This window comes from Pelosinus sp. sgz500959 (assembly GCF_042610375.1).
Lineage (GTDB): Bacteria > Bacillota > Negativicutes > DSM-13327 > DSM-13327 > CTSoil-075.
Genome location: NZ_JBGJZL010000028.1, coordinates 1 through 13,620 on the forward strand (window position 1 = coordinate 1; position 13,620 = coordinate 13,620).

Consider the following 13,620-nt stretch of genomic DNA (forward strand, 5'->3'; position numbering starts at 1 on the left):
GTATAATTTTTTACTTTTCCACTGTTTTCATCTAACGTTACTTTAGGATTGGTAGTAGCAGCGGCAACAAATGGAATTTTATTGGCTTCAGCGACTGCTGAACCTGCAATACCGTTAGAACTTGTAGTAAAACCAGTTACAGCAATAACTTTGTCTTGTGAAATAACTTTTGTCATTGCATTAGAAGATTCAGAAGGTTCACCTTTGTTATCAGCAACTGCAATTTGAATCTGTTTGCCAAGTACACCACCATTTGCATTAATTTCTTTGAATGCTAATTTTGCACCATTTGCAGCAGCTGTACCAAAAGAAGCGGTATTACCAGTTAATTCATACACAACACCAATTTTAATGTCTTTACTTGCACTGGTGCCACAACCAGCTACCAAACCTGTGACTAGCATACTACCAACGGCTAGAGCTACTAATTTGAGTTTCATCTTTTTTAACACTGTGAATCCCCCTTATTAATTGATACTTTAGGATATGCCCTCTTACCTATTTCTTTCCGATCACCCCCTTTACTAACTATAAAAAGGCGCTTTGAATAAAAGATTTCTCTTTATTCAAAGCGCCATTGCTTTAATCTTTGATTCAATTATAATTTTTAAACCGTTACAGTACATGAAAGATTCTAACGGCAAGCCCTGTTCTATAGTTTATTCTAGACAGACTAACAAGATCATTGTCCCTTTTTAGTGCATTATATAAATTGAATTGAATATTATAGTTTTTCACAAACAGATTTAGCTTGTAAGAAGAGTAGTAAATAATCAGTCCCACCAGCTTTTGAATCTGTCCCTGATAAGTTAAACCCACCAAAAGGATGAACGCCAACCAAAGCACCTGTACATTTACGATTGAAATACAAATTACCGACATGGAATTCACGGCGCGCTTTTTCTAATTTTTGACGATTTTTAGAATAAACCGCTCCTGTAAGACCGTATTCAGTATCATTTGCAATAGCGAGAGCATGATCAAAATCATCCGCAGGAATAATTGCAAGCACTGGCCCAAAAATTTCTTCTTGTGAAATACGTGCATGAGGAGCAACGCCAGCGAAGACCGTTGGTTCAATGAAGTATCCGTCCGCGCCAGCTGTATTTCCACCACACAGTAACTGACCTTCCGTTTTGCCAATTTCAATATAACTTAAAATCTTTTTATAAGAATTTTCATCAATAACAGGTCCCATATTCATCTCAGGATCTTTTGCCAAACCAACACGAAGAGCTTTGGTTTTTTCAACAACTTTTGCTACCACAGCATCATAAACATCTTTTACAATAATGGCTCTAGAACACGCTGAACATTTTTGACCTTGAAAGCCAAAAGCTGAAGTAACAATACCAGCAGCAGCATCTTCGATATCCGCTTCGCTATCAACGATAATAGAATCTTTTCCGCCCATTTCAGCAACAACACGTTTAATCCATTTTTGTCCAGGAGATAACACAGCAGCTAATTTATTAATGCGTAATCCCACTTCTTTTGAACCTGTGAAATTAATGAAGCGAACTTTGGGATGGGCTACTAAGTAATCTCCAATAATGCCGCCATTGCCAGGAACAAAATTAACGACACCTGCAGGTAAAGATACTTCTTCCCATAACTCCATAAATTTAGCCGCAATAATCGGAGTCGAGCTGGCTGGTTTCATGATGACAGTATTACCTGCGACAATGGCAGCAGCCGTCATACCCGCTAAGATAGCAAGTGGAAAATTCCATGGTGGAATGACGATACCCACGCCAAGAGGAATATAAGAGCACTCATTTTGTTCACCAGGAGAAGGCACAACTTCCATGCCTTTGGCATATCGATCCATCTGACGCGCATAGTATTCCATAAAATCAATGGCTTCTGCCGTATCCGCATCAGCTTCTGGCCATGTTTTCCCTGCTTCTTCAACTAATAATGCAGAAAAATCGAATTTGCGTCTGCGCATGATTGCGGCCGCTTTGAACAAGTATAAGGAACGTTCAGCAGGGCAAGTATACTGCCAAGAAGCAAAAGCTTTAGCAGCTGCTTGCACGGCTCTCTCTGCCAAATCAATATTAGCGCAAGCTACTGTACCAATCACTTCAGACGTTTTGGAAGGATTAATGGAAGTAATACGTGCTTCTGTATCTAATTTTTCTCCGCCAATTGTCAGTGGATAAGATTTACCTTTTTCCAATTCCAAAGCTGCTAATGATTTTTCCATGGCTGCTTTATTTTCTGGAATAGTAAAATTGGTAAAAGGTTCTACTTTATATTCGTTCATCATGTTTTTTCCCGCTTTCATGATTATTTTTTAATTATATAAGTTAAATAGAATATTATACAACTGAAGGTTCTACAAAAAGTTCGCCACGTTCGAATCGACCAGCATCAAACATATGGATTGGAAAAGCTGTCGGTTTGCCTAAGACCATTTCTGCCATCAACTGACCTGTAATAGGCGAAATCATAAATCCGTGACCGCTAAAACCCGCTGCTGTAAAGAAACGATCAAGTTTTGGACTATTACCAAGTATCGGTGTACGGTCGGGGCACATATCATAAAGCCCTGCCCATTGCCGCACAACATTAAGTCCTGCCAAAGGTGGTAATATTTCTACCACTCGTTCTGCCATATCACAAAGGAACTGCCAACTCGACCTGATATCATACCCTTCTGGTTCATTCGGATGACCAATTCCCATAATAAAACTGCCATGAGGACTTTGCTGACAATATAAGTTATGGAAGAAACTCATAACCATCGGTCCCAATAAAGGCTCTACTGGTTCAGTGACTAATATTTCATGACGTTCAGGGAAAATAGGAAGTTCGATACCTGCCATACGGCCTACAGTTTTCGCGTATCCGCCAGCGGCATTAACAACCGTATCTGTTTGAATATCACCTTTATTGGTGCGTACTGCAATAATTTTTCCATTCTTTGTAACAATCCCTTGAACTTCAGTATTTGTGTAAATTTCAACATTAAGATTTTTGGCTGCCTGAGCATAAGCTTCTGTCACTTTAAATGGATTACAATGTCCATCTTCCGCGCAATAAGTTGCACCAACAAGTCCTTTTGTATTCAAAATAGGAGCGATTTCCAAGGATTCTTCCGGTGTAACCCACCGTGAAGGAATATCCAGTGATTTTTGTACAATGAGATTTTTTTTGAATTGTTCTTCCATTTTTTCATTATACGCCAGTAATAGATAACCATTTTGAGTAAATTCAATATCCACATCTACATCAAGACGTTCAGATAAATTAGATAACATCTTAACGCTTTCTCGCGACAACAAGCAATTAGTCTCTGATCCCCATTGCATCCGCATGCCTGCGCCACAACGGCCTGTAGCCCCACTGGCTAAATATTTTTTTTCTAATACGACAACTTTGCCAGCACCTAATTTTGCTAAGTTATAAGCCGTTGAACAGCCAACGACTCCGCCGCCGATTACGACTACATCTGCTGTATTAATCATGTCCTTTACCTCCAAGCAATGCGGCCATCTTGATTGGTCCTGTAGAAGGACGAACCGTTGGTAAAGGAATATCGGCAACGCTCTGACCGATTGCTTTGGCAATCTCACTGGCAATCAAAGGAGCGCAGGTTCTTCCTTGGCAAGGCCCCATACCTGTGCGACAGGCACGTTTAATTTCTTCTAAAGTATGTTTACCTTGAGCAATTTGCTCACGTATTTCGCCTAAGGTTATATCTTCACAACGACATATAATTGTATCGTAATCACTCATGATCTTTCTCCTTTCGAAGGCGGATATTCCGAACATCCATCGCCAATTCCTGAGGGATCGACAACCAAATAATACTGGTTTTATTCGGTGATTGCTGTGCACGAATCACTTGCCCAGTCCCCACGCACTGACCTTGACGGTCCAAAGCATCAACCCATTCATTAGTCTCTGGTAATGGAGAAAATTCATAAGGAATTTTTACTAAGGCTGTATCTTTTCCATAAGTATAATCAATCACAAAAATTGATAAACCTGGACAGTGGGTCATACAAATGCCACAGCCGTTACAACGATCAACATCAACAATCGGACAATCATTGATTTCTTTTACGGTAATGGCACCACGTGGACAGGCATCAGCGCAAGGATTACAAGGTATTGACTGAAAACATTCAAAGACAGCGATTGGACCTTTGCCAAAACGTTCTTGTGAAGGCATTTGATTTTGATTTTCCATTTATTGAGCCTCCTCTAAGACAACTTTGCTCAAACCACTACAGATTTTAGCGCTTGCCGGACCTGATCTTAAGGCATTCAATTGACTTTTTGCTGCTTGAAAATCCTTTGTAAAAGAATCTCGCTGATGTCCAAGCACTGAAGCAACATAAAGTCCAGCAATTTTACCTTCGACCATGGCTGCTGATGCTTCCTCCACTCCTGATACATCACCTGCAACATAAATGTCAGCATGTGTTGTCTTTAGATTGGCATCTCGCAGAGGTACATACCCACCGAGTTCTCCCGCATACTTCATTTCACAACCAGCCTGCCATAAAAGTTCAGTTAAAGGACTCAATCCTACAGCCAAACATAAACCATCGACTGGGATATATTGGTCACTACCTTCAATTGGCTGCCAATTTTCATCTAATTTACAAATGGTAACACCTTCTAAAGAAGAGCTGCCATGAGCTTTTTTAACAGAATGAGAGGTATAGATTGGTACACCATGGCGTTGAAGCTTAGCGGCATGCACACGATAACCACCCACTTGAGGTCCAGCTTCAACAATGCCAGCCACTTCAACACCTGCCTGTAATAATTGATATGCAACAATGACACCAATATTTCCAGCGCCCACCATCAAGAGACGTTTACCTGGCAGCACTCCATGAACATTCATCAATGTCTGTACAGCTCCTGCACCATAAATACCAGGTAAGTCATTGTTAGGGAATGCCATGGTTTTTTCTGAAGCACCTGTTGCAATAATGATCTTGTTAGGTTTTACCGTACAAAATTCATCATTATGAGAAATCGTCACGACTCCATCAGGATAAATTCCTAATACAGCAGCATTCTTCCAAGTTGTAATACCTGAATTTTCTTGACTCGCAGTAATTAATTTTTCCGCAATTTCAATACCACGTTCACCAGCATACTCGGCTTTGGAACCAAAAAATTTGTGAGTTTGTTTGATGAGTTGCCCACCTAAGCGATCAGCTCTTTCAACAAGCAATACCTGTGCACCAGCTTCAGCTGCATGAATAGCGGCCATGAGACCAGCAGGGCCAGCCCCAATGACTAAAATTTCGGTCGTCATCATAGGATCTTCCCCTTCCCTTCCTGAGTTTCTACTGCCATACCCTCACGAAGTGGTTCGACACAAACTCGTACATTTGGAATACCATCCACTGTCATTAAACAGGATGAACAATTTCCAATCGCACAAAAGAGTCCGCGGGGACGATTATTTTTGTGACTATGACGTAGTACTTTTATATCAGCAGCATACAGAGCGGCGGCAATTGGCTCTCCTGCTACTCCTTCTATTCTTTCACCATTTAAAGTAAAGGAAACCATTTCTTTTTCATTAAACGTCAATATTGGATGATTTGTAATTCTCATAGTAGCACCTCCTGCCCTATACTATTGCAATAAGCGTGCCAATCCATCTATTTCTAATAAAAATCATGTTAGATTTAAGAAAAAACTTTTACTTTTCGCGAGAATATTCAATTGAGTAATGTCTTTAAGCCTACTATTTACGGACTCTTTCTCATCTTTCTATTTGCAATTTAATATTTTTTCATCATTAAAAAATATAGTTGCATGATGTAATGATTAAATAAAAAATAGATTCTTTTCTTATCTTTTTGTGATTTTCATCTAAGAATTCATCTAAATATTGACGTTAGCGTCAGTTTATTGACACTTCAATCCTAGTTTTTGCATTTTATAATAAAGGGTACTGCGGGGAATACCAAGTTTTTTAGCAGCAGCTGCTTTATTAAACTTTTCTTCCACTAAAACCATGGTTATCATTTCTTTTTCAATAGTAACAGTTACATCCGATAAATTAGCATCCATTTTATGTTTTTCTAAATGGTCTAATGAAAAATCCGGTTGCTTAAAATGGCTTGGTAAATTAGTCAAATTCAAGATACTACTATCTGCCAGAATGACTAAGCGTTCTAACACATTAAACAATTCTCGAATATTGCCTGGCCATGAATATTGAATGAGAGCTGCCATAAGAGCTGGATCAACTTTACTGATTTTTTTGTTATGAATGGTATCATAATATTGAACACCTTTATGGACTAGTTCTGGAATATCATCCAGCCGATCGCGTAAAGATGGCAATGAGATGGACACTACATTTAAACGATAATATAAATCTTCTCGAAATTCACCTTTTCCAATCATCTCTTCTAAGTTCCGATGAGTCGCCGCGATAATTCGTACATCAACATAAATGGGCTTATTACCACCAACACGATAAAAACTCTTATCTTGTAAGGTTCGCAATAGCTTAACTTGCATCTCTTTCGGCATATCACCTAATTCATCCAAGAGTAAAGTGCCACCATTGGCTTGTTCTAAAAGACCAATTTTACCTTTACGATCAGCACCAGTAAAAGCACCTGGTTCATAACCAAACAATTCACTCTCAAATAAGCTGGCTGAAATAGCACCACAGTTAATGGCTACAAAAATTCCTTCGCGTTGGCTAGCATCATGAATTGCCTTAGAAAACAATTCTTTACCTGTACCGCTTTCGCCGCGCAGTAATACAGGAACATTCGTGGTAGCAACACGCCGCGCTATACTAATTGCTTCACGAATGGCTACACTATGGCCATAAATTGGCGAAAAACAATCTGTCTGAGCATTTATTTTATCAATTTCTAATTTCAATGACTCGACTTCCTCATGAGTCTTAGATAATTTTTGATTCAATCTCACTACTTCGGTAATATCTCTTTCAGCACAAACACCACCAATGACCTGCCCCGCCAATTTGACAGGCATGGCATTAATTAATACATGGGTATCAGGACAAGGCGTATGGTACTGTTCATGCACTGTGCGCCGCTCTTTCATCACCTTTGTTAACATCAAATTCGAAAAAAAACGTTCAATGGGCTTATTAATAATGTCCGTAGCTGCTATCCCATACAAATATTCCGCACAAGGATTCCAGACTACAACGGTATCTGATTCGTCAATAATGCAAATAGCTTCATTAACGGTTTCAAGTAAGGCATTAAGTCTAGCTTGCTGTATACGATATTGAGCAAACAGTTCTTCATAAGCTTCGATCATCTTTTCTGGTTGATTCATACAATAATCCTGTAACTCTTCTCTATTTAAGTGAAAATGATGACTCATCTCAATTTCCTCCTTATCTATATAGCAAAAAAAGATGCCCATACAAAACTAATACCTAGTTCTTGTACAAGCATCTTTGCTTGTGTCAGTTTACTGACACTCTGTGCTTTTAGTATAAATTAAGGAGTTCTGATAAGCAAGAATAATTTTCAATGAAATTCTTGTTCCGTTCTGTCAATGATTTCATCCTGTAATTCTTTACTTAAATTATGAAAATGATCGCTATAACCTGCTACCCGTACAATTAAATCCTTGTATTCTTCAGGATGATGTTGCGCATCGATTAATGTTTTGCGGTCAATCACATTAAATTGAATATGATGACCATCAAGATTAAAGTACGTCCTTATTAAAGAGACCATATTCTCTAATCCTTCATTGCCTGCCACAACCGGTGGTGTGAATTTTTGATTGAGCAAGGTACCGCCTGTTTTAATATGATCCATTTTCGATGCTGACTTAATCACAGCTGTAGGTCCATTGCGATCAGCACCTTTTTCGGGAGATATCCCCTCTGATAATGGTTTATAGGCTTCTCTACCATTTGGACTAGCGCCCATAACAGAGCCAAAATATACATGACAAGTCGTGGGTAACATATCGATGGCATAGACACCGCCTTTGCGTGTGGGTCTTCCTGACACCTCGCTGTGGAAAGCATTAAATGCCTCTACCATAATTTGATCGGCATAATCGTCATCATTTCCATATTTGGGTGTTTTATGATTAACAATATGCTTAATGAAATCATGACCTTCAAAATTGTCATCAAGGGCCTTCAATAACTCTTTCATGGTAAAACGTTGTTGATCATAAATATTATATTTAAGTGCTGATAAACAATCAGTCAATGTCCCGATGCCAACACCTTGAATATAGTTGGTATTATAACGAGCACCACCTGCATTATAATCTTTGCCCTTTGCAATACAGTCGCTCGTAATGACCGATAAAAAAGGTACAGGCATATGTTTAGCATAAAGACTTTCAATCACATGATTGCCCTTGATTTTTATATCTACAAAATAATGAAGTTGTTGGATAAAGGCAGCAAAAAGGTCTTCATAACTTGTAAAATCTTCAGCATGACCAGTTTTTATTCCCAATTGTTTATTGGCAACTTTATCAAAACCATTATTGAGAGTGATTTCAAGTACTTTAGGCAGATTAAAATATCCTGTTAAAATATAGGCCTCTTTACCAAAAGCACCTGTTTCCACACACCCGCTAGCTCCGCCTTGCCTTGCATCAACAATTTCTTTACCAGCCCTCAGCAATTCACTGATAATCGCTTCTGTATTATAAAAGGCTGGTTGCCCCCATCCCTTACGGGATATTTCACAAGCTTGTTTAATAAACTTATGCGGTGTTTTTTTACTAATTTGTACATTAGAACTAGGTTGCAACAACTTCATTTCATCCATGGTTTCGAGAATCAAATAAGAGACTTCATTAACGCCATCTGAACCATCATCCTTCACACCACCTGTATTCAAATTGGCAAAATCAGTATAAGTACTACTTTCTTTTAAGGTAATCCCAACTTTAGGTGGCGCTGGCTGATTGTTAAATTTAACCCACAAACATTGTAACAATTCTTTGGCTTTTTCTCTTGTTAAGCTTCCATCTTCAATCCCCTTTTTATAAAAAGGATATAAATGCTGATCGAGGCGTCCTGGACTTAAAGCATCCCATGGATTAATTTCTGTCGTCACACCAATGTGAACAAACCAATACATTTGAATGGCCTGGGCAAACGTCTCAGGTTTATAGGCAGGAACCACTGTGCAATTTTCAGCAATGGTCAATAGTTCAGCTTTACGCCCTTCATCACTTTCACTTTTTGCCATGTCACGAGCATACTGGGCATAACGTTCACCATAAGCAATGATTCCATCACAACATAGATCCATCGCTTCAAGCTGATTCTTTTTTTCAGTGGCCTCTTCATCACCTAAGAAATCCAGAGCATCGATTTGTTGTTTGATGTCAGTTTTAAACTCCAAAAATCCTTTTTGATAAACTTTACCATCTGCCACCGTATGCCCTGGGCCTCTTTGCTCCATGAACTCAGTGAAAATACCGCTTTCATAACATTCTAGCCACTCTTTAGACATTTTTTCGATGATCATCTTGCGCATAGAACGCTTTTCCCAGAAAGGAATAATTCTTTCACCTTGATTTTTTTTGGCTTCATCATTGACTTTAAAGAATATTTTTTCTCGTTGATCCATGACATTTAGATCTTCTAAGGTATGGCAGCATAACTCAGGAAAGCTTGGTGCATATTGAGGTTGCTCTCCCTTTTCACCTACAATCAATTCTCCAGCATTAATGCATAGAGTTTTATGTTCCATAATATGCTTGAACGCTAAGGCTCTAAGCATTGGAGTTTCGACTGTCCCAAGGTACTGTTCATATACTTGAGTGACTAACATCGCTCTTTCAATTGACAAATGGGGCTGGGCAGTCATACTTTGATTTCGAAGCATTTTGATTCTTTGGTTCATGCCACGTTCTTCCATATTCTAACCTCCAATTTTTATCTTATAATTTGCCTGTGCAAAGATATCCTGAATTTGTGCCAATCTCTCATCAGAAGGTCTAGTAAACCGTTCTCCAACATACTCCATATTGATCTTTTTATATTTCCCGGTTCCCATGTTGTGATATGGCAATAGATTAATGGAACTAATCCTAAGATCAGCAATCACATCAATAATCTGCTGAATGTGCCTATCATCTGTATTAATTCCCGCAATTAGGGGTAACCTAAGATTTATATTGGCTCCGCGATCTGATAGGAATTTTAAGTTTTCTAAAATGAGATTATTATTTTTCCCAGTATATTGTCGATGCAGTTTATGATCCACACACTTCAAATCGTATAAAAAAACATCGATATATTCCATAATGCGCATAAAATTTTCCTGAGGAGCATAACCACATGTATCAATTGCAACGGATATCCCTTGCTCCTTACAGGCCTTTACCAATTCCTCAACAAAATCAATGTGAGTCATAACCTCTCCACCCGATAAGGTCACACCACCACCTGACTGTTCATAAAAAGGTCGATCTTTTTCGATTTCAATCATTAAGTCTTGTACTGTATATGTTTTTCCTACAAATTGTCGTCCATCATAATAGCAGCCATTAACACAATTTCCACACTGTATACACTTCGTAACATCCCATATTACTTGCTTCTCTACTATCTCAATCGCCCCTTGGGGACAATTTTTTTGGCAACGCCCACAGCCCGTACAGCGTTCTGAATTGACCAAAATTTCATTTCCATAACTTTGGCTTTCAGGATTGTGGCACCATTGACAAGCAAGGGGACAACCTTTGAAAAATAATGTGGTTCGAATACCAGGTCCATCATGGATAGAAAATTTTTGAATGTTAAAAATTAACGCAGTTTGCATTCACTCACCTCGAATCGAACCTCTTTATAAAGAGTTCGGAGTACTCACAACCAAAATTCGAACCATTTTATTGGTATAATTAGCCCAATTGTGTACAATTGAAGAATTGTAATGGGCAGAATCACCAGGAAAAAGCTCCACTTGCTCGTGATTGATAAACAAAGTCAAGGTTCCCTCTAATACGTATACAAACTCTTCTCCCTCATGGGCATATTGACTCAGATCTTCATGACAATTGATGGGCAACAATTCAATCATACGTGGTAATAGTGTTTTATCCTCAGAGTGGTTTGTCAAATGATAATGAATAAATTTAGAATTCACTACCTGAAACACTTCTTTTTCATAACTTCTGAGTACATGACTTCGATTTTTAGTCACACTAACAAAAAAATAAGATAAATCAACACCCAAGGCTTCAGAAATTTTTTGCAAAGAATCAGTAGCAATATTCGTTAAACCACGCTCTAACTGAGATAAAAAACCTGTAGAGAGACTGGTTAACTCACTTAAGTCCTTTAATGTCATTTTCTTTTGGAGTCTGAGCTCTTTTACTTTTTTACCAATATCTTTATTCATCATTAACCTTCTTTTTATATAATCAAAAATATTTCTATTGTTGTTTCTAAACCCGAAGGACTAAATGCCTTCCTTTTATCTTTAAAAATCATATATCATTTTTCATTTTCAAATTCATTTTTATCATTTTATTTTCACCTTTAATTTTTATTATATAGTTTTTTATAACTTTTTCAAGTCTTTATTCATTTTCATGAATTATTTTTTATAAAAATGAATTTTATCTTAAGACAATGCTCAGCACTAATATCGATTAGTATCTCTTGTGATCTATTTTAACTCAATACGATGGTAATCAAAATTTTACTGTCATTTATCTAAAGAAAAATGACCTACAGGCTCATTAAGTCCCTGTAGGTCATAACTTATTCAATTCATTTTTATCAAAATCATTTAATATGTACAATATGGTGAATAGGATATCCAATCGCTGTAAGCTGTTCTTCTAATTCCTTCGTATCAGAAATATCAGCACGGATGACATACTCAATTTTCCCATCAGGTAATGTGTAACTCACCATGCTGCAAATATTAATACTCAGTTTTGAAAACACTTCAGTGATTTCATGTAATAAACCAATCTTATCAGTAGCATCAATTGTCAAACGAGTTTTACCTTCTGTCAGACCCATTACATCAACAAAACATTTAAAAATATCAGTTTCTGTAATAACACCAACAACTTTTTGGCTTGCATCAACAACGATTAAACCACCAATACGATGGTTATATAGCAAGAGAGCAGCTTCTTCCACAGTCGCATCTGATTGAATCGTAATGACTTTTTTCTCCATAATATCTTTAATCTGCATTTTGGCGAGCAGATAATTGAGTTCAAAAATAGATAAAGTCGTTGCTGGTGATGGAGCTACGGCTCGCAAATCTCTGTCAGTAACAAGGCCGACGAGTTTACCTCCATCTACAACTGGCAGACGGCGAAACTTATTAGCACGCATAATCTCTGATGCATCTGCAATGGTTGCCGTTGAAGAAATTGTGATGGGATTCGCTGTCATCCTTTGTTCGATAAACATATTGATCATCTCCATTTTTATTATATATCCAAAAAAAGCTTGGCTTACGCCAAGCCTTAATTGCTTTTACTTGGATTCTAGAAAATATTACATTTTCTAATTCCATTAACCACCCAAATATGCTTTTCGTATGTCTTCACTCGCTGCTAATTCCTTCGCATCACCAGCTAAGGTAATGCGTCCTGTTTCCAATACATAAGCACGATGAGCAATGGATAAAGCCATATGAGCATTTTGTTCAACCAGTAAGACCGTTGTGCCACTGGCATTAATATCTTTCACAATCGAGAAAATTTCTCGGACTAAAAGAGGAGCAAGACCCATCGAAGGTTCATCAAGAAGCAGTAAACGCGGACGGCTCATGAGAGCTCTCCCCATGGCTAACATCTGCTGCTCACCACCTGACATCGTACCTGCAAGCTGACTCCGACGTTCAGCAAGTTTAGGAAATCGCGTAAAGACTTGATCAAAATCTTCCTTAATCCCTTTGCTATCTGTACGAATATAAGCACCAAGTTCCAAATTTTCCATGACTGTCATATTTGCAAATACACGACGGCCTTCTGGAACCTGAGAAATACTCATTTTTACAATATCTTGTGCAGCTTTCCCTGCTATATTTTGACCTTCAAAGGTAATTTCACCAGTCTTAGGTTTTAGAAGACCGGAAATCGTACGCAGTATCGTACTCTTACCAGCGCCATTGGCACCGATTAAGGTGACAATTTCACCTTCCTTAACGTCAACACTAATTCCTTTGAGCGCATGAATCGCACCATAATAGACATTAATATTATCAATTTTTAACATCACTCAACCTCCTCTCCGAGGTAGGCCTCAATAACCCGTGGGTTATTTTTGATTTCCTCAGGTACGCCTTGGGCGATTATACTACCATATTCAAGAACATAAATCCGTTCACATACATTCATAACCAGACTCATATCATGTTCAATCAGTAGAATGGTTAAATCAAATTCTTTCTTAATCCATTGAATCATTTTCATTAGTTCTTGAGTTTCTTGAGGATTCATACCTGCGGCTGGTTCATCAAGAAGAAGAAGTTTCGGCTGAGCCGCAAGAGCTCTGGCTATTTCAAGACGACGTTGCTCACCATAAGGCAAGTTTTTCGCAATCTCATCTTTTTTGTCATCAAGTTTAAAGATTTTGAGTAGCTCAATGGCTTTTTTCTCAATTTCTGCTTCTTCTTTATGGTA

14 protein-coding genes are annotated in these 13,620 nt (G+C 38.1%); all 14 read right to left on the reverse strand.

The genetic code is table 11. The features are described 5' to 3' along the window. Nucleotides 1-440: ABC transporter substrate-binding protein (locus ACAN52_RS21420; RefSeq protein ID WP_378957145.1), on the reverse strand; the 440-nt coding region annotated here is incomplete at its 3' end. A 284-nt stretch (nucleotides 441-724) separates the two neighbouring features. Further along, on the reverse strand, nucleotides 725-2,272 hold the full coding sequence (gene pruA / locus ACAN52_RS21425; RefSeq protein ID WP_378957146.1) for an L-glutamate gamma-semialdehyde dehydrogenase: 1,548 nt from the start codon (nucleotides 2,270-2,272) through the stop codon (nucleotides 725-727). Nucleotides 2,273-2,324: 52 nt separating this feature from the next. Further along, a complete protein-coding gene (locus ACAN52_RS21430) occupies nucleotides 2,325-3,473 on the reverse strand; it encodes an NAD(P)/FAD-dependent oxidoreductase (protein WP_378957147.1) in 1,149 nt (382 codons plus the stop codon). Then, the gene (locus ACAN52_RS21435; RefSeq protein ID WP_378957148.1) at nucleotides 3,466-3,744 is read right to left on the reverse strand and encodes a (2Fe-2S)-binding protein; all 279 of its coding nucleotides are present in this window, start codon (nucleotides 3,742-3,744) and stop codon (nucleotides 3,466-3,468) included. The genes ACAN52_RS21430 and ACAN52_RS21435 overlap by 8 nt, the downstream gene beginning before the upstream one ends. Beyond that, on the reverse strand, nucleotides 3,737-4,201 hold the full coding sequence (locus ACAN52_RS21440) for a 4Fe-4S binding protein (RefSeq protein ID WP_378957149.1): 465 nt from the start codon (nucleotides 4,199-4,201) through the stop codon (nucleotides 3,737-3,739). Before ACAN52_RS21440 ends, ACAN52_RS21435 begins: the two co-directional genes overlap by 8 nt. Further along, complete coding sequence (locus ACAN52_RS21445) at nucleotides 4,202-5,290, reverse strand: NAD(P)/FAD-dependent oxidoreductase (RefSeq protein WP_378957150.1); 1,089 nt, start codon at nucleotides 5,288-5,290, stop codon at nucleotides 4,202-4,204. It abuts the gene before it with no gap. After that, nucleotides 5,287-5,592: a (2Fe-2S)-binding protein gene (locus ACAN52_RS21450; RefSeq protein ID WP_378957151.1), complete on the reverse strand. Its 306-nt coding sequence runs from the start codon at nucleotides 5,590-5,592 to the stop codon at nucleotides 5,287-5,289. Before ACAN52_RS21450 ends, ACAN52_RS21445 begins: the two co-directional genes overlap by 4 nt. A 297-nt stretch (nucleotides 5,593-5,889) precedes the next feature. Further along, nucleotides 5,890-7,359, reverse strand: a complete 1,470-nt coding sequence (locus tag ACAN52_RS21455) for a sigma-54 interaction domain-containing protein (RefSeq protein WP_378957152.1) — start codon at nucleotides 7,357-7,359, stop codon at nucleotides 5,890-5,892. A gap of 149 nt (nucleotides 7,360-7,508) precedes the next feature. Further along, nucleotides 7,509-9,884 carry a trans-4-hydroxy-L-proline dehydratase gene (hypD, locus tag ACAN52_RS21460; protein WP_378957154.1) on the reverse strand — a complete coding sequence of 792 codons (2,376 nt, stop codon included), beginning with the start codon at nucleotides 9,882-9,884 and terminating at the stop codon, nucleotides 7,509-7,511. A 3-nt stretch (nucleotides 9,885-9,887) separates the two neighbouring features. Beyond that, nucleotides 9,888-10,790 (reverse strand): trans-4-hydroxy-L-proline dehydratase activase, encoded by a 903-nt coding sequence (locus tag ACAN52_RS21465; protein ID WP_378957156.1) that lies wholly within the window; start codon nucleotides 10,788-10,790, stop codon nucleotides 9,888-9,890. 24 nt (nucleotides 10,791-10,814) lie between these two features. After that, nucleotides 10,815-11,372: a helix-turn-helix domain-containing protein gene (locus ACAN52_RS21470; protein ID WP_378957158.1), complete on the reverse strand. Its 558-nt coding sequence runs from the start codon at nucleotides 11,370-11,372 to the stop codon at nucleotides 10,815-10,817. 386 nt (nucleotides 11,373-11,758) lie between these two features. Beyond that, the gene (locus ACAN52_RS21475) at nucleotides 11,759-12,403 is read right to left on the reverse strand and encodes a CBS domain-containing protein (protein WP_378957159.1); all 645 of its coding nucleotides are present in this window, start codon (nucleotides 12,401-12,403) and stop codon (nucleotides 11,759-11,761) included. 105 nt (nucleotides 12,404-12,508) lie between these two features. Continuing rightward, nucleotides 12,509-13,213 carry an ABC transporter ATP-binding protein gene (locus tag ACAN52_RS21480; RefSeq protein ID WP_378957161.1) on the reverse strand — a complete coding sequence of 235 codons (705 nt, stop codon included), beginning with the start codon at nucleotides 13,211-13,213 and terminating at the stop codon, nucleotides 12,509-12,511. Continuing rightward, on the reverse strand, nucleotides 13,213-13,620 hold a 408-nt coding region (locus tag ACAN52_RS21485), incomplete at its 5' end, for an ABC transporter ATP-binding protein (protein ID WP_378957162.1). The genes ACAN52_RS21480 and ACAN52_RS21485, both read right to left, overlap by 1 nt.